The sequence below is a fragment of the Frigoribacterium sp. CFBP 8751 genome (assembly GCF_014841545.1).
GTDB lineage: Bacteria > Actinomycetota > Actinomycetes > Actinomycetales > Microbacteriaceae > Frigoribacterium.
The window spans coordinates 73,636-94,923 of record NZ_JACYUB010000008.1; the positions used below are offsets into that span (position 1 = coordinate 73,636).

The 21,288-nt window shown below is 73.4% G+C and carries 18 protein-coding genes; 5 read left to right on the plus strand and 13 right to left on the minus strand.

Annotated features, from left to right (window positions below; all coding sequences use genetic code 11):
* Positions 1-94: 94 nt before the first annotated feature.
* Genes IFT88_RS15900 through IFT88_RS15920 form a run of 5 tightly spaced genes read right to left on the minus strand, consistent with a single transcriptional unit; the run spans position 95 to position 5,322 of the window.
* A complete protein-coding gene (locus IFT88_RS15900; protein ID WP_192121752.1) occupies positions 95-964 on the minus strand; it encodes a citryl-CoA lyase in 870 nt (289 codons plus the stop codon).
* Entirely contained in the window at positions 961-2,199 is a 1,239-nt protein-coding gene (locus IFT88_RS15905) for a CaiB/BaiF CoA transferase family protein (protein ID WP_342212181.1), read from the minus strand. The genes IFT88_RS15900 and IFT88_RS15905 overlap by 4 nt, the downstream gene beginning before the upstream one ends.
* Positions 2,196-3,731, minus strand: a complete 1,536-nt coding sequence (locus tag IFT88_RS15910; RefSeq protein ID WP_043595766.1) for a tripartite tricarboxylate transporter permease — start codon at positions 3,729-3,731, stop codon at positions 2,196-2,198. The genes IFT88_RS15905 and IFT88_RS15910 overlap by 4 nt, the downstream gene beginning before the upstream one ends.
* Positions 3,731-4,321: a tripartite tricarboxylate transporter TctB family protein gene (locus IFT88_RS15915; protein ID WP_199859334.1), complete on the minus strand. Its 591-nt coding sequence runs from the start codon at positions 4,319-4,321 to the stop codon at positions 3,731-3,733. Before IFT88_RS15915 ends, IFT88_RS15910 begins: the two co-directional genes overlap by 1 nt.
* Complete coding sequence (locus tag IFT88_RS15920) at positions 4,318-5,322, minus strand: Bug family tripartite tricarboxylate transporter substrate binding protein (protein ID WP_342212182.1); 1,005 nt, start codon at positions 5,320-5,322, stop codon at positions 4,318-4,320. The genes IFT88_RS15915 and IFT88_RS15920 overlap by 4 nt, the downstream gene beginning before the upstream one ends.
* A gap of 169 nt (positions 5,323-5,491) precedes the next feature.
* Between IFT88_RS15920 and IFT88_RS15925 the strand changes: the two genes are divergently transcribed.
* From IFT88_RS15925 to IFT88_RS15935, 3 genes are all read left to right on the plus strand, one after another.
* Positions 5,492-6,361 carry an IclR family transcriptional regulator gene (locus IFT88_RS15925; RefSeq protein ID WP_192121754.1) on the plus strand — a complete coding sequence of 290 codons (870 nt, stop codon included), beginning with the start codon at positions 5,492-5,494 and terminating at the stop codon, positions 6,359-6,361.
* A gap of 81 nt (positions 6,362-6,442) precedes the next feature.
* A complete protein-coding gene (locus IFT88_RS15930) occupies positions 6,443-7,063 on the plus strand; it encodes an RraA family protein (RefSeq protein WP_192121756.1) in 621 nt (206 codons plus the stop codon).
* On the plus strand, positions 7,056-8,099 hold the full coding sequence (locus IFT88_RS15935) for an NAD(P)-dependent oxidoreductase (protein WP_192121758.1): 1,044 nt from the start codon (positions 7,056-7,058) through the stop codon (positions 8,097-8,099). The genes IFT88_RS15930 and IFT88_RS15935 overlap by 8 nt, the downstream gene beginning before the upstream one ends.
* On the opposite strand, the gene IFT88_RS15940 is transcribed toward IFT88_RS15935, so the two are convergent.
* Together IFT88_RS15940 and IFT88_RS15945 are read right to left on the minus strand one after the other, a co-directional pair.
* Positions 8,066-8,788, minus strand: a complete 723-nt coding sequence (locus IFT88_RS15940; RefSeq protein ID WP_192121761.1) for a response regulator — start codon at positions 8,786-8,788, stop codon at positions 8,066-8,068. The two genes, IFT88_RS15935 and IFT88_RS15940, sit on opposite strands and share 34 nt — an antisense overlap.
* Positions 8,785-10,020, minus strand: a complete 1,236-nt coding sequence (locus IFT88_RS15945; RefSeq protein ID WP_192121763.1) for a sensor histidine kinase — start codon at positions 10,018-10,020, stop codon at positions 8,785-8,787. Before IFT88_RS15945 ends, IFT88_RS15940 begins: the two co-directional genes overlap by 4 nt.
* Positions 10,021-10,199: 179 nt before the next feature.
* Between IFT88_RS15945 and IFT88_RS15950 the strand changes: the two genes are divergently transcribed.
* Together IFT88_RS15950 and IFT88_RS15955 are read left to right on the plus strand one after the other, a co-directional pair.
* The gene (locus IFT88_RS15950) at positions 10,200-10,895 is read left to right on the plus strand and encodes an ABC transporter ATP-binding protein (RefSeq protein ID WP_043595759.1); all 696 of its coding nucleotides are present in this window, start codon (positions 10,200-10,202) and stop codon (positions 10,893-10,895) included.
* Positions 10,892-12,202, plus strand: a complete 1,311-nt coding sequence (locus IFT88_RS15955; protein ID WP_192121765.1) for an FtsX-like permease family protein — start codon at positions 10,892-10,894, stop codon at positions 12,200-12,202. Before IFT88_RS15950 ends, IFT88_RS15955 begins: the two co-directional genes overlap by 4 nt.
* 125 nt (positions 12,203-12,327) lie before the next feature.
* Here the strand turns inward: IFT88_RS15955 and IFT88_RS15960 are convergent, their stop codons facing one another.
* The 6 genes from IFT88_RS15960 to IFT88_RS15985 are packed head-to-tail and all read right to left on the minus strand — an operon-like array spanning position 12,328 to position 20,992.
* Positions 12,328-13,008: a TetR/AcrR family transcriptional regulator gene (locus IFT88_RS15960; protein WP_342212183.1), complete on the minus strand. Its 681-nt coding sequence runs from the start codon at positions 13,006-13,008 to the stop codon at positions 12,328-12,330.
* On the minus strand, positions 13,005-15,230 hold the full coding sequence (locus IFT88_RS15965; protein ID WP_342212184.1) for a CocE/NonD family hydrolase: 2,226 nt from the start codon (positions 15,228-15,230) through the stop codon (positions 13,005-13,007). The genes IFT88_RS15960 and IFT88_RS15965 overlap by 4 nt, the downstream gene beginning before the upstream one ends.
* Positions 15,227-17,098: a dipeptide ABC transporter ATP-binding protein gene (locus IFT88_RS17745; protein WP_192121767.1), complete on the minus strand. Its 1,872-nt coding sequence runs from the start codon at positions 17,096-17,098 to the stop codon at positions 15,227-15,229. The genes IFT88_RS15965 and IFT88_RS17745 overlap by 4 nt, the downstream gene beginning before the upstream one ends.
* Positions 17,095-18,111, minus strand: coding sequence for an ABC transporter permease (locus IFT88_RS15975; RefSeq protein ID WP_249409100.1), 1,017 nt, complete (start codon positions 18,109-18,111; stop codon positions 17,095-17,097). Before IFT88_RS15975 ends, IFT88_RS17745 begins: the two co-directional genes overlap by 4 nt.
* A complete protein-coding gene (locus IFT88_RS15980) occupies positions 18,108-19,316 on the minus strand; it encodes an ABC transporter permease (protein ID WP_249409101.1) in 1,209 nt (402 codons plus the stop codon). The genes IFT88_RS15975 and IFT88_RS15980 overlap by 4 nt, the downstream gene beginning before the upstream one ends.
* On the minus strand, positions 19,313-20,992 hold the full coding sequence (locus IFT88_RS15985) for an ABC transporter substrate-binding protein (protein WP_192121769.1): 1,680 nt from the start codon (positions 20,990-20,992) through the stop codon (positions 19,313-19,315). The genes IFT88_RS15980 and IFT88_RS15985 overlap by 4 nt, the downstream gene beginning before the upstream one ends.
* Between the last annotated feature and the right edge of the window lie 296 nt (positions 20,993-21,288).

A 21,288-nucleotide genomic window follows, 5' to 3' on the forward strand; every position in this document is an offset into this window, starting at 1 on the left:
CAGAAGATGCCCTCCGCACGCGGACGAAGAACATCTTCTGCCCACTCGGCGTGCGGGGTGAGCGGGGTGAGGCGGACACACCCGCGGCCGGGACTCAGAGGTCGCGGGTGGCGGGGCCCGTGTAGTCGGCCAGGAACCCCTTGGGCAGTGGACCCTTGATGCGCTGGCCCGAGCCGCGTTCCTCCCAGGCGTGGGCGAGGATGCCGACCGACCGCGACAGCACGAACAGCCCGCGCGCCAGTTCGGGTTCGACGCCGAGTTCGCCGTAGACCACGGCCGACACCCCGTCGATGTTCATCGGCACGTTCCGGGACTCCAACACGCCTTCGACGGCGAGGGCCGCGTCGAGGTGAGACCCCTCGACCACGCCCTCGTCGCGCGCCCGCTCGACGAGAGCCAGAAGCGGGTCGCGGCGCGGGTCGCGCGGGTGGAAGCGGTGCCCGAACCCGGGCACGAACTCGCCCCTGGCCTTGTGGGCCGCGACCTCGGCGGCGGCCAGCTCGTCGAGCGGCGCACCGGTGTCGCGGTGCGAGGCGACCAGACGGTTCAGCAGCTGGACGCATTGTTGACCCGCGCCTCCGTGGGTGTCGCCCAGCACGTTGACGCCGTTGGCGACGGCCGAGTTCAGGCCGACCCCGCAGGTGATCGCCATGCGCGCGCCGGCGATCGAGGGCGCCTGCGGGCCGTGGTCGACGCTCGCGACGAGGGCGGCCTCGAGCAGCGCGGCCTGAGCGGGTTCGGGCCGTTCGCCGCGCGTCATCAACCAGACGGTCTCGACGAAGCCGAGGTTGCCGATCAGCTGCTGCACGGGATAACCGCGCAGCTCGATGACGCCGGGTTCGATCTTGGTGATGCCCGTCGACCACCAGGCGGTGGTCGAGGCGATCTGTGCCTCGAGCCGAGCGGTCTCGGCCCGCGCCGCCGCGAGGCGGGCCTCGAGGTCGGCTCTGTCGTCGGCGCTCACACCGCGCCTCCTTCCCTGAGGTCGTGGATCTCGCCGGCGTCGAACCCGAGCTCGGCGAGGATCTCGTCGGTGTGCTGCCCGAGCAGCGGTGGCGGCAGGGTCGGCGCCCCGGGCACGCCGTCGACGCGGATGCCGTGTCCCATCACCCGCAACGGGTCGTCGCCCTCCGCGCCGCCCGGGAAGGGCAGCTCGTGCACGAGTTCGCGGTCTCGCACCTGCGGGCTGTCGAGCATCTCGGCCACGGTCAGCACCGCCGCGGCGGGCACGCCGGCATCGCTGAGCAGCGCCTCCCACTCGGCGGCACCGCGGCTGGCCAGCGCCGCCTCGATCTCGCGGGTGAGCGCGGCGCGGTGGGTCTTGCGGTCCTCGCGGGCGGCGAACCGGACGTCGACGGCGAGGTCGGCACGGCCGATCAGCGTGCAGAGCGACTCGAACTGCTCCTGCTTGTTGGCCGCGATGTTGAGCGCTCCGTCACCGGTCGCGAACGTGCCCGAGGGGGCCGCCGTGCCGTTGTCGTTGCCGAGCGGCCGCGGGTCGGTGCCGGCGACGAGGTGGTTCGACACGACCCAGCCCATCGCGGTCGCCGCGGTCTCGAGCATGGACACGTCGATGACCGAGCCCACCCCGGTCCGCTCCCGACCGAGCAGCGCCGACGAGATCGCGAACGCCGCCGCCAGCCCGCCGAGCGTGTCGGCGATCGGGTAACCGGCCCGCAGCGGGGCCGTCTCGGGCGTGCCGGTGACGCTCATCATGCCGGAGCTGCCCTGGATGATCTGGTCGTACGCGGGCTTGCCGCGCAGCGGGCCGGTCTGCCCGAACCCCGAGATCGCCGCGTAGACGAGGCGCGGGTTGATCCCCCGCAGCACGTCCCAGCCGAAGCCGAGCCGCTCGAGCACCCCGGGTCGGAAGTTCTCGAGCAGCACGTCGGCCTCGGCCACCGCCCGCCGCAGCACCTCGGACCCGCCCGGCTTCTTCAGATCGACCGTCAGCGACCGCTTCTGCGCGTTCTGCGCCAGGAACGAGATGCCGAGGAGGCGCTGGTTCAGTTCTGCGGACGCCCCCAGTTGGCGGGCGAGGTCACCCCCGTGCGGCGTCTCGACCTTGATCACGTCGGCCCCGAGCAGGGCGAGCTGGTACGCCGCGTAGGGGCCGGCGAGCACGTTGGTCATGTCGAGGACGCGGACGCCGTCGAGCGGTCGAGGGCGGTCGGGGGCGGGGTCGTGGGGCTGGGTCACACGGTCTCTCTCTGGCGGTCGGCGATCGCCTGGGCGACGGTCCTGCGGCTGCGGATCTTCTGGAAGGCGGCGCCGGCGACGGCGAGCAGGAGCACGACGTAGAGGGTCACCGAGATCGGGCTCGACACGAGGATGGCGGGGTCGCTCTCGCTGACGGCCATCGCCCGCCGGAACTCGGTCTCGGCGAGCGGTCCGAGGATGATCGCGATGAGCATCGGTGCGACCGGCAGTCCGTAGCGGCGCATGAGGAACCCGATCAGCCCGATCACCGTGACGAGCACGAGGTCGAGGATCTTCGCGCTCGTCGCGTAGACGCCGAGCATGGCGAAGACCGAGATGCCCGCGTACAGGTAGTGGCGCGGCACCTTGAGCAGCTTGGCCCAGAGCGGCGCGAACGGCAGGTTGAGGATCAGCAGCACGACCATGCCCACGAAGAAGCTGGCGAGCAGTGCCCAGACGAGGTCGGGGGCGCGCTCGAACAGCAGGGGCCCGGGCTGCAGGCCGTACTGGCGGAACGCGGCGAGCAGGATCGCCGCCGTGGCCGAGGTCGGCAGGCCGAGCGCGAGCAGCGCGCCCATCGCCGTGCCGGCCGTGGCGTTGCCGGCGGCCTCGGGGCCGGCGACGCCCTGGATGGCACCGCGACCGAACATCGAGTCCTTGCGGCGCGCGTCGAGTCGGCGTTCGGTGCCGTAGGCGAGGAAGGTCGGCACCTCGGCGCCGCCCACCGGGATGATGCCGAACGGGATGCCGATCGCCGTGCCGCGCAGCCAGGCCGGTGCCGCGAGGCGGAACTCACGGCGGGACAGCCACAGTCGACCGCGCGAGGGCACGAGCGGCGTCTCGTCGGGGGTGCCGCGCTTGGCCGCGACGCTGAAGACCTCGCCGAGCGCCAGCAGGCCGACGGTGATCACGACGATGTCGATGCCGTCGAAGAGCTCGGGCACGCCGGCCGTGAAGCGCGAGGCTCCCGAGATGCCGTCGATGCCGACGACCGAGATCGCCAGCCCGATGCCGAGGGCCGCGAGACCGCGCAGCACCGACTCGGTGACGACGGCCGAGATCGCCACGAAGGCGAACACCGCCAGGGCGAGGTACTCGGCCGGGCCGAACAGCGTCGCGAGCTCCGCGAGCCGTGGAGCGAAGAACACGACCAGCACCGACGCGATGATGCCGCCGATGAAGGCACCGATCGCCGAGGTCGCGAGGGCCTGTGCGGCCCGCCCGCTCGTGGCCATCTTGTGGCCCTCGATCGTGCCGGCGATCGCCGTGCTGTTGCCCGGCGTGTTCATCAGGATGCCCGAGATCGAGTCACCGAACAGGCCGCCGAAGAGCACGCCGGCGAACATGATGAACGCACCGATCGGGTCGAGCGAGAAGGTCACGGGCAGCAGCAGGGCGACGGCCATGGCCGAGCCGAGGCCGGGCAGCACGCCGACGGCCGTGCCGAGCACGGCGCCGATCAGCACCCAGAGCATGTTGATCGGGGTCAGGACGGTGAGGAACCCGTCCCCGAGGTTGGCGAGCGATTCCATCAGAAGATCCCCTCGAGGATGCCGGGAGGCAGGTTGAGGCCGAGTCCGGCCGAGAAGGCGAGCTGCACGATCGACGAGATCGCCAGTGCCAGGAAGACGTCGAAGACGGGCCGCTGGCTGCCGAGCGCCCGGGCGATGCCCCAGAACAGGACGGCGCCGGCCAGCAGCCAGCCGAGCGGCGTCAGGGCGGCGATGAACACCACCACCGTGCCGAGGGCGCCGAGCAGGGCCCGGTGGTTGCTGGTCGGGCGGCGCTCGACGGGTTCGCCGTCGAGGTCGAGGTCGTCCACGTCGCCGGGGGCGGCGGGCTGGGCGATCTCGACCGTGACGGCCTCGGGCCTGCGCAGCACGTCGATCGCGAGCAGCACGGCCACGACGAGCACGAGGGCCGCCACGATCGCCGGGAAGACCTGGGGTCCGGGCGAGGTGGCGGTGTCGGGCACGCGCATCGTCACCGTGCCGACCACGAGGGCCAGCCCGATCACCAGCATGAGCCCGGGCACGATCAGGCCCGTGCGTCGGCGCCAGAACCCGTCCGCGACGACCACGGCCCGACGGGTGACCGAGACGGTCCGGATGACGCCGCTCACAGCCCCAGCTCCTCGATGATCGTGTTCACCCGGGCCTGGTCCTCGGCGATGAAGTCGGCGAAGTCCTCTCCGGTGACCACCGCCGGGGCCCAGGAGTTGCGCCTCAGGGTGTCCTGCCATTCGTCGGAGGCGACCATCTCGTCGACGATCGCGACGAGTTCGTCGCGCTCGGCGTCGGTGATGTCCTTCGGGGCCACGAGACCGCGCCAGTTCGGCAGGTGCACGTCGATTCCCTGCTCGATGAAGGTCGGGGCGTCGATGCCGTCGACGGGTTCCTCGGCCGAGAGCGCGAGGGCCCGCAGGTTGCCGGCCTCGATCTGGTCGCTGAACTCGTTGTAGCCGCTGACGCCGATCTCGACCGTGCCCGAGAGCAGAGCGGTCAGCACCTCACCACCGCCCGCGTACGAGACGTAGTTGATCTCGCCGGGGTCGACACCGACCTCGCGGGCGAACAGGCCGGCGAGCAGGTGGTCGGTCCCGCCGAGTCCGCCGCCGCCGATCGGGTGGGTGTGCGGGGCCTCGCTCCAGGCCGCGACGAAGTCGTCGATCGTCTCGTAGGGCGAGTCCGCCGGGACGATGAAGACCTCGTAGTCCTCGGCCAGCTTGGCGATGGGCGTCGTGTCCGAGAGGTCGACGTCCGACCCGTTGACCGTGATCGCCCCCTCCATCACCGTGCCGGTCATCATGAGGTTCGTGGGGTCGGCACCCAGGCCGACGAACTGGCTCAGGCCGATGGTGCCGCCGGCGCCGGGCACGTTGACCACCTGCACGTTGTTGACGATCGACGCCGCGCGCAGGGCCTGCTGCGACTCACGAGCCGCGAGGTCCCACCCGCCGCCGGGCGCCGCGGGCGCCATCATCGTCAGCTTGGCCCGGGGGTCGGCGCCCGCGGTGCCGTCGCCGGCGTCGACGGCCGCGAAGCCGACGAGCACCGCGGTCGCGACGACGCCGACGGCCCCCGTGACGACCCTGCGCCTGTTCCTGTCGATCAGATTGCCCACACGATCACTCCCTTGTGATGGTTGCAGCGGTTCGCACCGGTGGACCCGTCCTCGAAGGATGTCCGCCTGGTGGATGTCTGTGTCCGCTTGATGGTAGCCTCGCCGTGGAAGTCCCCGCAAGGGCGGCCCCACCCGGGCCCCACGCTTCCCCCGGCGAGAGGTCGACACGATGACACCAGCTGAAGCGACACCGTCCCCGACGCCCGTGTCCCCCGCGACGCCGGGCCGTGCCGACCCCGGCGGCGTCCGGGCCGTCAGCCGGGCCCTGGCCGTCCTGCAGGCGTTCACGCCCGAACGCAGCACGCAGACCCTCTCCGAACTCGTGCGGACCTCGGGCCTGCCCCGCACGACCGTGCTGCGCCTGGTCGACACCCTCGTCGCCGAGGGCATGCTGCAGCACGGACCCGACGGGCGGGTCGGCGTGGGCACGCGGATGATCCACTGGGGGGCCTTCGCCGCCCGCGCCTGGGCCGTGCCGGCCGCCACCACCGACCGCATGGCCGCGCTCGCCGCGGTGACGGGCGAGACCGTCAGCCTCTACGTCCGCCGCGGCGTGGCCCGGGTCGTCGTGGCACAGTCGCCCAGCCCGCACAGCCTCCGTCACGTCGTCCAGGTGGGCGACGAGCTGCCGCTCTGGATCGGCGCCGCGGGCGCCGTGCTGCTGAGCGGCGAGCCCGCCGAGGCACTCGACGACACCCTCGCCGACGTCGACGCCACCGCGCTCCCGGGCACGGGTGGCTCGAGACCGACCACGCCGTTCTCGCCGGCGCCGGTGCTGCCCGTCGACCGCGACGCCGTGCGGGCCCGGGTCGAGCAGGCGCGCCACGACGGCTGGTCGGTGTCGCACGGCACGCGGGAGCCGGGCAACTCGGGCGTCGCCGTCCTGGTCCCGGGACGACCGCCGGGCCGACCCGTCGCCCTCGCCCTGGGTGGGCCGACGAGTCGCTTCTCCGACGACGCGGTGGCGCGATTCGCGGACGAGCTGCGCCGCGCCTCCTCGGACCTCGCCCGCACCGGGCTGCCGCCCGCCCTCGACTGACCGACCGCACCCGCACCCGCACCACCGCCACCGCCACCGCCACCGACCGAGAGACCCCGCACCCCGAACGACAGGAGCACCATGAGCACCCCCTCCGCTTCCCCGGCCTCGCGGCCCCTCCGACCGGTGCTGCCCGCGGCCGGTGAACTCCCCGTCGCCACCGTCTCGGATGCGATGGAACGCTTCGGCGTCGCAGACGGTGTCCGCCCGCTCTGGCGTGGTGCCGCCCTGTCGGGCCCGGCGTTCACCGTGTGGACCCGGCCGGGCGACAACGCCGGCCTGCACGCCGCGTTCGAGCGCATCCGTCGGGGCGAGATCCTCGTGGTGAACGGTGGCGGTGACGAGTCCCGGGCCCTGATCGGCGAGCTGGTGGCCGAGAAGGCCAAGGCCCTCGGCGTCGGTGGCATCGTGCTCGACGCCGCCGCCCGCGACGTGGTCGAGCTCGAACGCGTCGGTGTGCCGGTGTTCGCGCGGTCCGTGACACCGGCCGGGCCGTGGAAGACCGGGCCGTTCCGCACCGGCGAGACCATCGCGGTCGGCGGCGTGCCGGTGTCGCCGGGCGACTGGGTGCTCGGGGACGACGACGGGGTGGCGATCGTGCCGGCCGCCCGGGTCGACGAGGTCGTGGCGGCGACGCACGACCTGCTGCGCGGAGAAGGCGACCGCCGAGCGGCGAACCGGAAGCTGGTGCCGCGTGACTGACGCGGGCGCGGCGGACCGCGCGCCCGTCGTCTGGGTGCCGCGGCCGATCGACGACGACGTGGTCACGTCTCTGCGCGCCTGGGCCGACGTGCGGCTCGGCTGGGGGGACGACGCCGCGGGCTGGTCCGACGTCGCGGCCGAGGTCGAGGGCGTGCTGCTGCGCACGGCCCGGGTCGACGGCGCGATGATGCGCGAGGCACCGCGGCTCCGCATCGTCGCGCGGCACGGTGTCGGCCTCGACACGGTCGACGTCCACACCGCGGCCGAGCTCGGCATCACCGTCACCACGACCCCGGCCGCGAACAGCCGGTCGGTCGCCGAGCTGGCGGTCGCGTTGCTGATGGTGACGAGGCGCGGGCTCGGAGCGGCGTGGTCGAGCGGCCGAGGCGCGGGTGCCGCTCACCCGCAGGTCGGGGGTTCGGTGGCCGGGGCCCCGGGTGCCGACGGCTCCGCGACCGTGCCGACCCGCGCCTCCTTCGTGGGGCGCGAGCTGCACGGTGCGACGCTCGGGCTGCTCGGCTTCGGGCGGATCGCGCGGCTCGTGGCCGACGCGGCCCGTGACGGCCTCGGCATGCGCGTCGTCGCCCACGACCCGCACCTCTCGGACGACGCCGTCCGGGCGGCCGGAGCCGAGCCCCACGACCTCGACGCCCTGCTCGCGGCGTCGGACGCGCTGAGCGTCCACGTGCCCCTGACGCCCACCACCGTCGGCCTGATCGGCGCGCGCGAGCTCGCCCTGTTGCGCCCGGGTTCGGTGGTCGTCAACACCTCGCGTGGCGGCGTCGTGGACGAGGAGGCGCTGGTCGCCTCGCTCGACGCCGGTCACCTCGCGGGGGCCGGTCTCGACGTCACCACGGTCGAGCCGTTGCCCGCCGAGCACCCCCTGCGCGGTCGACCCGACGTCGTGCTGACCCCGCACGTCGGGGGCCAGACCCGCGAGGCCATGGCCCGTGTCGGCCACGAGGCCGCCGAGCACCTCCGCCACGTGCTGTGCGCCCCCGGTCAGGCACCGGGTGCGAGGAAGCCCGTCTCGTAGGCCAGGATCACGAGCTGCGCCCGGTCGTGGGCGTCGAGCTTGGTCATGATGCGGTTGACGTGGGTCTTGGCGGTGTGCGGCGAGATGACCAGGTCGGTGGCGATCTCGGCGTTGGCGCGCCCCCGGGCGACGAGCAGCAGCACCTCGCGCTCGCGGTCGGTCAGGTGCGCGAGCTCGGGCGGCACGGCCGGCGAGGACGTGCTTCCCGACGACGACTCCCCTGACGACGGCGTTCCCGAGACCGATCCCGCCCCGCCACCACCCGGCAGCACGTACTTCTCGATCAGGCTGCGCGTCGCGACGGGCGACAGCAGCGACTCCCCCGCGTGCACGGCCCGCACCGACCGGACGATCTCGTCGGGCTCCGCGCCCTTGCCGATGAACCCGCTCGCGCCGGCGCGCAGGGCCGCGACGAGGTACTCGTCCTCCTCGAACGTGGTGAGGATCAGCACCTTCGTCCCGGCGAGCAGCGGGTCGGCGCAGATCTCGGCCGTCGCGCCGATGCCGTCGAGTTCGGGCATGCGGATGTCCATGACGACCACGTCCGGTTTGAGGGACGAGGCCCGCATCACCGCCTCACGACCGTTGACGGCGTCGCCCACGACGTCGACCCCGTCCTCGCCGTCGAGGATGTCGGTGACGGCCTGACGGATCAGCGGTTGATCGTCGACGACGAGCACGGTCGTCACGAGACTCCCCCGAGCCCACCGGACGAGCCGGCCGAGCCGGCCCCGTCGGCCGCACGCGTCACCGGCAGCACGGCCGCCAGCCGGAAGCCGCCCGGCGTGGGCCCGGTCTCGACCACCCCGCGCACCGAGGCGACGCGTTCGCGCAGCCCGAGCAACCCGTGCCCACCCCGCACGTCGTCCGGGTCGGGCTCGACCCGCACCACCGGCACCGGGTTCGTCACGACGATCGACACCTCGTGCTCGTCGACCGCGATGAGCACGTGCGCACGGTGTTCGGCACCGTGCTTGCCGGCGTTCGTCAGCCCCTCCTGCACGACCCGGTACGCCACGAGGTCGGCCGCGCCCGTCACCGAGGCGAGCGGCCCCTCGACCCGGGTGCCCACGACGAGCCCGGCGTCGGCGAACCCGGCCACGAGTTCGTCGAGTCGCGCGAGGCCCGGTTGCGGCGACGGGGCTCGGTCCGAGTCCCCGGCGCGCAGCACCTCGAGCAGGTCGCCGATCTCGCCGAGGACCGTCCGGGAGGCGCGGCGGATGGTCGCGAGGGCCGTCACCGCCTTCTCGGGTCGCGTCTCGATCGCCGACGACGCCACGCCCGCGTTGAGGCTGATCACCGAGATCTGGTGGGCGACGGCGTCGTGCAGGTCGCGGGCGATGCGCAGCCGCTCCTCGGCCACCCGGCGCGAGGCCTCGGCCTCGCGGGTGCGTTCGGCTCGTTCGGCGCGCTCGGTGACGGCCTCGATGTACTCCCGTCGGGAGCGGCTGGCGTCGCCCGCCGCGGCGGCGAAGGCGACCAGGAGCGTGAACTGGACCACGGGCAGGTCGACGACGCGTCCCCCCACGCCCAGCAGGCCGAGCAGCGCGACGGCCAGGACCGTGGCGACCGTCACGACGATGGTGCGGCGGCGCGGGGTCCGCGCGGCCACGGCGAAGACGGCGATGCCGGTGGCCAGGACGACGCCCGGTGCGAGCGTGCCGAGCAGGGCGGCGACGCCGAACAGGCCGACGATCGCGGCGAGCACCGGGACGGGGCATCGGCGACGGAACGGCAGCAGCACGACGGGGGCGAGGACGACCGCGACGGCCAGCACGCCGGTCGGCCGGAACCCCGCGACGGGGAAGGGGGCGAAGGCCGCACCGACGACGAGCACCGCGGCGAGCGTGTCGCCCAGCCACCAGGGGACGCGAGGTCGCGGGTAGGGCGGCTCGCGCCTCCTGCCATCCGTCGTCGTCATGACCCCATCGTGCCCTGGAACGCCCACGGCCGAGTCCCCCTGTGGCCCGACGTCGCGTACCGCGGTCGCGGTACGGGCGCTCGGGCAGGTGTCCGCGGTGGGGGGACGCCCCGGGCGGCGCGGCCCGCGAGTGTGGGTCTCGGCCCCGGAGACACCGGGCCGTCAGCGACAGGAGCACCATGGCGCCGATCATCTCGGTCCGAGACGTCCACCGTTCGTACGGGCGCGGCCCGAACCGGTTCGAGGCCCTGAAGGGGGTGAGCTTCGACATCGCCGAGGGCGAGAGCGTGGCGATCGTCGGCAAGAGCGGCTCGGGCAAGTCGACCCTGATGCACGTGCTCGCGCTGCTCGACGCCCCGACGACCGGCACCGTCGAGCTCGAGGGCGTCGACACGAGCACGCTCAAGGGCGGGCGCCTGAACCGCACGCGCAACAAGACGTTCGGCTTCGTGTTCCAGCAGTTCTTCCTGACGTCGAGCTCGTCGGTGCTCGAGAACGTCGTGCTGCCGATGAAGATCGCGGGCGTGCCCCGCGGCGAGCGCCGTCGCCGGGGTCTGGCGGCTCTCGAACAGCTCGAGCTGGCCGACAAGGCGAAGAACAAGGCCCTGAACCTGTCGGGGGGTCAGAAGCAGCGCACGGTGATCGCGCGGGCGTTGGTGAACGATCCGCGCATCATCTTCGCCGACGAGCCCACGGGCAACCTCGACACGGCGACCGGGGCGGTCGTCGAGGACATCCTGTTCTCGTTGAACCGCGAGAACGGCATCACGCTGATCGTGGTGACCCACGACGAGGAGCTCGCGGCGCGCTGCGACCGGCGCATCGTGATCCGCGACGGGCTGATCGTCGACGACGAGGCCGAGGTGGCCGCGTGAAGACCACCGACCTGCTGCTGACCGCCGTCTCGAACACGTTCCGGTCGAAGACGCGGACGATCCTGACCATCCTGGCGATCTTCGTCGGCGCGTTCACGCTGACGCTGACGAGTGGACTGGGCACCGGCATCAACGCCTACATCGACGACACGGTCTCGGCCGTCGGCTCGTCCGACACGATGACGGTCACGAAGGCCTCCGACGACGCGCAGGGTCTGAGCGTGGGTGACTCGGGTCCGACCGAGTACGACCCCGACACCGTCGCCGCCGGCGGGTTCGGTGCCCCCGGGTCGACCGTCGTGGCCCTGACCCCGGACGACGTGACGACCCTCCAGGGCATCGACGGCGTGCTGGACGTGCAGCCGACCCAGTCGCTCTCGACCGACTACGTCGAGGGCGAGAGCGGCACGAAGTACGTCGTGTCGGCGAGCGCCCTCGTGCCCGGGCAGCAACTCACCCTGACCGCGGGTGACCAGCCCGACGACGACGCGACCGACCTGCAGGTGGTCGTCCCGACGTCGTACGTCGGTCCCCTGGGGTACCGCGACGACGAGGCGGCCGTCGGTCAGCCCGTCACGCTGGCCGTGACCGACGCCACGCGCACGCAGCACACGGTCACCGCGACCGTCGTCGGCGTCGCGGAAGAGAGCATCGCCTCGCCCGCCGGCGCGTCGGTCACTCCGAACGCCGCTCTCGGCACGGCCCTCTTCGACGCGCAGAACGTCGGGCTGCCCGCCGACCAGGTCGACCGCTACGCGCAGGCCACGGTGCGATTCGCCGCAGACGCGTCCGACCGGCAGGTGAGCGACCTCAAGGAGCGTCTCGCCTCCGCCGGCTACACCGGCACCACCGTCGCCGACCAGCTGGGCACCTTCACGACGGTGATCGACGGCATCGTGCTGGTGCTCAACGCCTTCGCGATCATCGCCCTGCTCGCGGCGAGCTTCGGCATCGTCAACACGCTGCTGATGAGCGTGCAGGAGCGCACCCGCGAGATCGGCCTGATGAAGGCCATGGGCATGGGCAGCGGCAAGGTGTTCGGCCTGTTCAGCCTCGAGGCGGCGTTCATCGGGTTCCTCGGCAGTGCGATCGGCGTCGGCGTCGCGATGATCGCCGGCAGCCTGGTCAGCGCGGCCCTGGCCGGGTCGTTGCTGTCGAACCTGCCCGGGCTGACGCTGATCGCGTTCGACCCCGTCTCGATCGCCCTGATCATCGTCGTGGTGATGGTGATCGCGTTCCTGGCCGGGACCCTGCCCGCCGCCCGCGCCGCCAAGGCCGACCCGGTGGAGTCGCTCCGCTACGAGTGAGGCGGGTGCGGGCGGCGGGCCCGAGGGTGCAGGCGTGCGCCGGAGCGGGCGGGTTCGGTGGAAGCGGGCATCTCCGGACGCCCGGCTCCGCCGGACCCGCCCGTTTCCGGACGAGGAGGCGCGGGTCAGCCCCGGAAGGACGCCCTGGTCTCGTTCTCCAGCAGCGTCCACATCCAGTCGAGCGCGAGGGCGGACGTCAAACCGGGGGCCTTCTGGGCGAGCTGGGTCGCGAGGCCGTCGCTGTAGGCCGCGAGCTTGAGGGCGAGCGCCGACGGGTCGGCCGTCGCGAAGCGCCCCTGCTCGACCCCGCGCCGCAGGGTGCGGGTCAGGCAGGCCTCCCACACGCGGATGCGCTCGACGTACTCGGCGGCGACCGCGGGCTTGCGTGCCACGGCCGTCCAGTAGTCCGACCAGAGCCGCCAGTGCTCGTCGGTCGCGTCGGTGTCGGCGAACAGGGGCTCGACGAGCATCCGCACCCCGACGACCGGGTCGGATTCGGCGTCGACCGCCTCGATGATCGACGAGTAGAACCGTGCCGTCTCGAGGACGACGACCTCGTTGAGGATCTCGGCGACACCGTCGAAGTGGTATGTCACGGTGCCGACCGAGACCCCGGCCGCGGCGGCGATGTCGCGCAGACGGGTCGCGCCCATGCCCTCGCGGACGATCACCTCGCGGGCGGCCTCGACGATCGATGCCCGCCGGACGACCGGCTTCTGTCGCACGCCCGCACCGCCGGTGGCCGCACCGCCGGTGCCCGGGCCGCCTGCGCCGCCGCCCGCGCCGCCGTTGGCCGCGCCGCTCACGCCGACGTCCGCGGCACGAGCTCGTCGAAGGTCCGGTCGGCGACGAGCACCGTCTCGGCCTCGGGCCCGCCGTCCCGGGCCCAGGCGCGCACGGTGTTCTCGACGCGGAACGCCTCCGCCGACGCCGTCACGCGGGACGTCGTCTCGAGCCAGGCCTTCCAGGTCGGCTTCTCGAGCCCGATCGCCCAGCGCGACTCGGCCGACGCCGACAGCGGGTCGCCGTCGACGATGCGGTAGGTCTCGCGGCTGTCCTCGGTGAAGACCAGGCCGTCGGGGTACTCGCGCCCACCGCCGTAGCCGGGGTCGACGTCGAGCACCCACTCACCCGTGCCGACGTCGTGCGAGACGCTGCGCTGCGGCAGGTCCGAGGTGGGTGGCAGGGCGCGGATGGCGAGGGGCTCGGCCCGCTCGGGAGCCTCGAACGTAACGCCGTCGTCGACCGGGTGCTCCGCCGACCCGTCGCCGGGCCCCCGCGTCCACACCGGCAGCGTCACGCTGCTGCGCGTGGGGTCGAGCGTGAGGGTCGTCTCGACCGGGTGCGGCCAGACCCACGGCCAGTAGGCGCTCGACACGGCGATCCGGAGGCGGTGGCCGTCCGGGAAGGAGTGCCCGGTCGAGACCAGGGCGACCCGCACGACCTGCTCGACCCGCGCCTCCATCGGGTCGTCCGCGCGGTCTCGTCCGTTCCGCTTGTTGAGGTTGAGCACGCCGCGGGTGACGAGCGTCGACGAGCCGTCGGGGGCGACGTCGCACAGGCGCACGATCACGGTGCCGTCGGGCACGTCGCTCGTCAGGGCGAGGTCGGCCACGACGCTGCCCAGCACGTCGAGCGTGGCGTCGACCGGCAGGTCGAAGCAGACCGAGCGGCCGTCCTCGGCGCGCTGGTCGGGCGGCAGATCGGTCGCGTTGCCGAACGGGAAGAACCGCCCCGCGTCGAGCCCGGTGCTCTGCGGCGAGCGCACCACGACTCGGCCGTCCGCCCCGCCGCGCAGCGAGTCCAGCGGCACGATGCGCGCCTCGGTCGAGGGCGACGGCCAGGTCGAGGCGGCGATCCACCGCCCGGTCCGCTCGGCGTAGTACGTCGCCGGCGGCTCGGAGTCGTTGATCCAGGCGCGCAGCGCGGGCTCGGCGTCGACGCCGTTGGGGCAGTCGAGCAGCCAGCGGTCCCACCAGCGCAGGGTCTCCTGCAAGAACCCGATGCCCGGGCCGGGGGCCAGCCCGCGGTCGGGGTACTGGTGCGACCACGGCCCGATGATGCCCTTGACCGGCGCGTCGACGTTCTCGACCAGCCGCAGCACGGCGTCGCGGTACGGGTCGGCCCAGCCCCCCACGGCGAGGACGGCCGCCGTGATCGACGAGTAGTCCTCGCAGACGCTGCCGTGGCGCCAGTAGTCGTCGCGTTCCTGGTGCGAGAGCCAGGTCGTCGTCATCGGTCGGTTGTGCTCGAGGCGTTCGCGCCAGCGGGCGACCCAGTCGGCCCCGACGACCTCGGGTCGCGGCGGGCGTGAGTTGAAGGCGAACATCGTGCCGCCCCACGACGCCATGTCGATGCCGAGCACGGCGCCGCCCGTGTAGTGCACGTCGTTGTCGTACCGGTCGTCGGTCGAGCAGACGGTGACGATCGCCTTGAGCGCCGACGGGGCCCGCCCGGCCAGTTGCAGCGCGTTGAACCCGCCCCACGAGATGCCGAACGCCCCGACGGCTCCCGTCGACCAGGGTTGCGCGGCGAGCCACTCGATCAGCGCGATGCCGTCGTCGAGCTCCTGCACCGAGTACTCGTCGTCGAACAGGCCGTCGCTCGACCCCGTGCCGCGGATGTCGACCCGCACCGACGCGTAGCCGTGCGCGGCGTACCAGGGGTGACGCTCGCTGTCGCGCGGAGCCGTCCAGTCGTCGAGCCGGTAGGGCAGGTACTCGAGCAGCACCGGCACGGGCTCGTCGACCACCGGGGCCCAGATGCGGGCGTGCAACCGCGTCCCGTCGGGCATCGGCACCCACTCGTCCCGTACCTGCACCTCGAGCGGGCCGCTGCCCCGCGGCCGGTCGGACGCCGGCCGCCGGGTCTCGGCGAGGTCGGGTCGCGGGGCGCCCAGGGTGCGGCCCGCCCCGGCCCGGGCCGGCTCCTGCAGGAGGCGCGGGTCGCCGAGGAGGCGCGGGTCGCGCTCGCCGTCCCCCCGCGCGTCTCCCCCGGGTGCCGTGCCGGTCGTGCCGCTCGTGCTCACATCGCCTCCCAGCGCTTCACGTGGTGTCCGTCGCCGTGGTCGTCCCAGCCGTCGGCGTCCCGCCAGCGGGGCCGGGCGTCGCCCACGTCGGGCAGCTCGGTCGTGCCCGGGTCGAGGGTGGCGTCGAGCAGGGTGCGCGTGTACGGGTGGTTCGGCCCCTGGAAGACACGCTCGGTCGGGCCCACCTCGACGATGCGGCCACCGGTCATGACGGCGACCCGGTCGGCGACGCCGCGGACGACCGCGAGGTCGTGGCTGATGAAGAGGCAGCTGAGCCCCTTCTCGTCGCGGAGCCCCGCGAGCAGGTCGAGCACGCCGGCCTGCACGCGGACGTCGAGCGCCGTCGTGATCTCGTCGGCGATGATCAGCTCGGGTCCGGCGGCGAGCGCCCGGGCGATGCCGACGCGCTGACGCTGGCCGCCCGAGAGCTGCGCCGGCAGGCGTGAGGCGAACTCGGGCGGCAGGCCGACCTCGACGAGCAGCTCGGCCACGCGCTCGGGGCTCGACTCGCCCGTGAAGAGCTTCAGCGGCCGGGCGATCGCGGCGCCGACGGTGCGGCGGGGGTTGAGCGACGTGTCGGCGTTCTGGAAGATCAGCTGGATCGACCGGCGCAGCGTCGCTGTGCGCCCGGCGACAGGCCGCGTCAGGTCGCTCTCGACCCCGTCGGCTCCGTGGAAGGCGAACCGACCCGACTCGGCGGGGATCAGCCCGGCGAGGGCCGTGGCGAGCGTGGACTTGCCGCTGCCGGACTCCCCCACGACGGCGAGGGTCTCGCGGCGGCCGATGGTGAACGAGACGCCGTCGACCGCGGCGGGCAGGCCGCGCCCGTACCGGACGACGAGGTCGCTCGCCGTGACGACCGACCCCGCGGCGGGTGCCGTCCTCGGGTCCGGCGCCGCGCCTCCTGCGGGTGCGGCGGGGTCGTCGGCCTCGTCGCGCCGCGTCTCGTGCTGCACACCGTGACCGGTCGCGGTGCCGTCCACGGACCGCGGTGCGGTGGCGTCGGCGTGCACGCGCGGGATGCTCGCGAGCAGTTCGCGGGTGTACTCGTGCTGCGGGTCCGCGAAGAGCGACGCGGTCGGCGCGTGCTCGACGATCCGGCCCTCGTGCATCACGGCGATCTCGTCGGCCATGGTCGAGACGACGCCGAGGTCGTGGCTGACCAGCACGATCGCCATGCCGAGCTCGACCGCCAGGTCGCGGATCAGTTCGAGCACGGCCGACTGCGTGACGACGTCCAGGGCGGTGGTCGGCTCGTCGAGCACGAGCAGCTTCGGCCGGGCCGCGATGGCCATGGCGATGGCGACGCGCTGCTGTTGCCCACCCGACAGCTGGTGCGGGTAGCGCCGCACGATCGTCTCGGGGTCGGGCAAGCGGACGTGGCGCACGAGTTCGAGCACGCGGTCGTCGCCTCCGGGCAGGCCGTGGCTCTCGAGCGCCTCGCGCAGCTGCCGTCCGACGCGCATCGACGGGGTGAGCGCCTGCCCGGCGTTCTGGGCGACCAGGGCCGCCGTGCCACCGCGCAGGGCCCGTCGCGCCCGCTCGTCGAGGGCGAAGACGTCGTCCCCGGCGACGCGGACGCTGCCCGACACGACCCGCGACCCGCGCCGCAGGTGCGCGAGCAGGGTGCGGGCGACGGTGGACTTGCCGCTGCCGCTCTCGCCGACCAGGCCGAGCGCGCGTCCGGCCGCGACGTCGAAGCTCACGCCCCGCACGACCGGCACCTCGCGGCGACCGGCGGCGTACGAGATCGAGAGGTCGTCGACGCGGACGACGGGATCGGGGGCGACGTCGACGGGGCGACCCGCGCCTACTGCGGTGGTGGCGGTGCCGGTGGTGGTACCGGTGGTGGTGAGGGGCTCGTTCACGAGACCGCCCCCTTCTGTGCGCGGTCGACGCCCAGCGACTTGCTGAGTCCGTCCGCGCTGAGGTTGAGCCCGATGACGAGCGTGGCGAGGGCGACGACGGGGGCGAGCGTGCCCCACGGGACGACGGTGAGGGCGGTGCGGTTCTCCTGCACCATGAGCCCCCAGTCGGGCGTCGGCGGGTTGGCGCCGAACCCGAGGAACGACAGGGTCGAGATGAGCAACACGATCCAGGAGGCGCGCATCGCGTACTCGACGAGCACCACGTCGGTGACGTTGGGCACGATATCGCGGAACACGATGCTCAGCGGCTTCTCGCCGCGGGCACGGGCGGCGGTCACGTAGTCCTGCGTGATCACGGTGCGGGCGGCACCGCGGACGACGCGGGTCACGGCCGGCGCGTAGATCACGGTGACGGCGAGCACGATCACCCAGAGGCCCGAGTCGAACACGGTCACGACGACGAGCAGCGCCAGGATCGACGGCACGCTGAGCAGCGCGTCGACGATGCGCATGACGACCTCGTCGAACCAGTTGTCGGCGTAGGCGGTGACGCAACCGAGCACGGTGCCGATGCCGACCGCGATCGTCGTGGCGAGGAAGGTGACGACGAGCGCGTACCGGCCGCCGTTCAGCGTGCGCGACAGGATGTCGCGGCCGTACTGGTCGGTGCCGAGCCAGTGGGCCCAGCTGGTGCCGGTCAGGGCGGCTCCCGAGTCGGTGGCGACCGGGTCGTGGCCGGTCAGCACCGGGGCGAGCAGCGCCAGCAGGACGTGCAGGGCGATCAGGCCGAGCCCGATGCTCAGGGCCGAGGAGGCGCTGAGGCTGCTGGTGAGGGACGTCGCGCTCGCGCGCAGTCGCCTCGGCCAGCCGCCCGCGGCCTCGGGGCCGGCCGATGCCGGGCCGCCGACCTGCGTGCCCGGGGTGGCGGGGTCCGCGGTCGTGGCGACCCGCGCCTCCTCGGTGCTGCCGTGGCCGGTGCTGCGGTGATCGGTCCGGTCGCGTGCGGGGCTCATGAGCGGGCCTTCCGTCGGGTGCGCAGCCTCGGGTCGAGGGCGAGCGCGATGAGGTCGGCGGCGAGGTTGCACACCACGTAGACGAGGGCGCTGACGACGGCGATCGCCTGGATCGTCGGCAGGTCGCGGTTGAAGACGGACTCGAGCATGAGCTTGCCCATGCCCGGGTAGTTGAAGACGTTCTCGACGACCACGACGCCGCCGAGCAGCCAGGCGACGTTCAGCGCGACGACGTTGAGCGTCGGCAGCAGGGCGCTCGGCACGGCGTGGCGCCAGACCACCTGGCGCGTCGACAGGCCCTTGAGCTCGGCCGTCGTGACGAACTCGCTCGCCATCACGTCGATCGTCGACGAGCGCGCCGTCCGCACGATGTACGCGGCCATGGCGAGGGTCAGCACGATGACGGGCAGCCAGATGCTCGGCAGCAGTTCGGCGACCGTCGCGTCCTGGCCGCGCAGCACGACCGCCGGGAAGATCGGCAGCGCGATGGCGAACAGCAGCACGAGCACGGTGGCGACCATGAACTCGGGCACGCTCATGACGACCAGGCTGATCAGCGAGATCGCGTGGTCGCTCGGGCGGCCGCGGCGGACGCCGGCGATGACGCCGAGGGTCAGCGACAGGGTGACGCCGACGATCATGGCGGGCAGCGCGATCAGCATGCTGTTGCGGAACGCGATCAGCAGGTCGGGGCCGACCGGCAGGCCGCTGACGAGCGAGACGCCGAAGTCGCCGTGCGCCGCGCCGGCCAGCCACTGGCCGTAGCGCACCCAGACGTTCTGGTCGAGGCCGAGCGTCTCGCGCAGGGCGGCGACGGCGTCGGGGGTGGCGTCCTGACCGAGCAGTTGCTGCGCGACGTCGCCGGGCAGGGCCTGCACCGCGAAGAACACGAAGAACGAGGCGAGCAGCACGGTGAGCAGGGCGGTGCCGACGCGGCGGGCGACGACGATCAGGGTCGCGGCGACCGGGGACGTGGTGTGCGGGCCACCGGCGCCCCGGCCGCTGGCGCCTCGGCCGCCGGATGAGGAGGTGCGGGTCGCGCCGTCGTCGCCGAGTTCCTTCTCGAGGGCGCGCGTGGCCGCCCGTCCGCGGGCCTCGGCGGAGGTCGCGCTCGGCGGGGTGGGCCGGGTGACGCCGCCGTCGTTCGCGCGGGGGTCGTTCGTGCCGCGGCCGTTCGTGCCGCCGCCGGTCGGTGTGGGGCTCATGCGCGGAGTCCGATCTGCAGGTAGTCGAACTCGAAGCCGAACTCGCGGTAGTTGAGGACGTCGCGTGACAGGCCGACGAGGCGGTCGCCGAACATCGGGGTCATGTCGGCGGAGTCCTCGACGACTATGCGCTGGGCGTCCTGGTAGAGCGTCATGCGGCGAGTGTCGTCCATCTCGGCGCGGGCGTCGTCGAGCAGGCCGTCGAAGGTCGGGTTCGACCAGGCGCTCTCGTTGTACGACGAGCCGGTGCGGAAGATCTGGTTGAGCAGCTGGTCGATCGGGCGACCGGTGAACCAGTAGCTGACCATGAGCGGCTTCTGCATCCAGATCTGCGTGTAGTACGAGTCGGACGAGGCGTTGCGGACGGTCAGGTCGATGCCCGCGTCGCGGACGGCGTCGCGGTAGGCGACCGCCATCGGGGTGAAGACCGACTCGTAGCTGGACGTGTAGATCTCGGTCTTCAGCCCCTCGCGGCCGGCCTGTTTGAGCAGGGCCCGGGCCTGGTCGGGGTCGTAGGTGCGTTGGTCGTCGAGCCAGACGGCCTGCGACGGAGGCACGGGGTTGTCCCAGCCGGGCGAACCGGTGCCCTGCAGGGCGGTGGCGACGATGGCCTGCGGGTCGTAGGCGAGCTTCATGGCCTGGCGGACGAGCGGGTCGCTGAACTCGGCGCTCGTGGCGAGCATCGGGATCGTGTACCACTGGGCGTCGGGGGCGCGGGCGACGGTGGCGCCGGACGAGGCGCTGACGACCTGGGCGGTGGCGAAGTCGAGGTTGGTCTGGCTGATCAGGTCGATCTGGCCGGCGAGCAGGGCGTTGACGCGGGCGGTGGTGTCCTGGATCGAGAAGAAGTCGATGCCGTCGAGCACCGGGCGGCCGGCGAAGTGGTCCTCGAAGGCCTCGACGCTGCCGGTGCCCGCGGGCTCGAAGCTCGACAGGCGGAACGGGCCGGTGCCGATGCCGGTGCGTCCGATGCCGCCGCCCTGGCTGGGGTCGGCGCTGCCCTCGGGGACGATGTAGCACTGGTACGCGGTGAGCAGCGAGGGGAACTCGGCGTTCGGCGTCAGCAGGTCGAAGCGCAGGGTGAGCGGGTCGACGGCGGTCATGCCGCCGGGGCCGATCATGGCGGCGAGCACCTCGCCCTGGGGCGAGGCGGTGTCGGGGTCGAGGATGTGCTCGATCGAGTAGATGGCGTCGGCGGCGGTGAAGCGGCGGCCGTCGTGGAAGCGGACGCCCTCGCGCAGGCGGAAGGTCCAGCTCGTGCCGTCGGCGTTCGCGGACCAGTCGTCGGCGAGGTCGGGCACGGTGACGCCGGCGTCGTCGAGCTTGACGAGCCGGTTGTAGAGGGCGCCGAGGTACTCGTAGGCCGAGAGCGAGCTGGCGGAGTCGAGGGTCTCGGCGGCCGAGGCGGCCGGGCGTGCGATGCGCAGGCGTCCGCCGCGGCGCGGGGTGCCGGTGGCGGCGGCCTCGGGGATGGTCGGGGTGCTGCGGGCGGGGGTGCAGCCGGCGAGGGTGAGCAGACCGAGGCCGGCGAGCCCTGCGGCGCCGGCGAGGACGGTGCGGCGGCTCGGGCCCGCGCTGCGGTCGGCGCTGCGGTCTGCGCGGCTCGGGCCTGCGCTGCCGTCGGCGGCTCGCGCCGGGCGGAGCGCGTGTCGGTGTTCGGGGACGATCGGTGTCATGCGGGGATGGCCTTCCGTTTATCGTTCGGGTGAACGATAAGGGAGGTTCGCGGCGGCGGCCAGCTCGCCGGAGCCCCGGAGGCGCGGCTCCGCGCTCCCCCGCAGCCCCCGTTCTCCGCGCCCCGCCGCGGATGCGGGCGTGCTCGTGCGGCAGCGTGCACGGGCTGCAGTCTTCACCCACTCGTTACACGGGCGCGCCCCGCCGACGCGCCCCGCGCCTCCTCGGGTTCGCCCCCCCGTCTCGGTCGGGTGGTCCCAAAACGTCCCTCCCCGCCCCACGAACGACGTTCTCGGAC

Excerpts from the sequence above, each read along its gene's own strand:
- IFT88_RS15950 (WP_043595759.1), top strand. The coding sequence starts at position 10,200 with ATGGCGCCGATCATCTCGGTCCGAGACGTCCACCGTTCGTACGGGCGC.
- IFT88_RS15985 (WP_192121769.1), bottom strand. The coding sequence starts at position 20,992 with ATGACACCGATCGTCCCCGAACACCGACACGCGCTCCGCCCGGCGCGA.
- IFT88_RS15925 (WP_192121754.1), top strand. The coding sequence starts at position 5,492 with ATGACACCAGCTGAAGCGACACCGTCCCCGACGCCCGTGTCCCCCGCG.
- IFT88_RS15975 (WP_249409100.1), bottom strand. The coding sequence starts at position 18,111 with ATGAGCCCCGCACGCGACCGGACCGATCACCGCAGCACCGGCCACGGC.
- IFT88_RS15945 (WP_192121763.1), bottom strand. The coding sequence starts at position 10,020 with ATGACGACGACGGATGGCAGGAGGCGCGAGCCGCCCTACCCGCGACCT.
- IFT88_RS15980 (WP_249409101.1), bottom strand. The coding sequence starts at position 19,316 with ATGAGCCCCACACCGACCGGCGGCGGCACGAACGGCCGCGGCACGAAC.
- IFT88_RS15910 (WP_043595766.1), bottom strand. The coding sequence starts at position 3,731 with ATGGAATCGCTCGCCAACCTCGGGGACGGGTTCCTCACCGTCCTGACC.
- IFT88_RS15930 (WP_192121756.1), top strand. The coding sequence starts at position 6,443 with ATGAGCACCCCCTCCGCTTCCCCGGCCTCGCGGCCCCTCCGACCGGTG.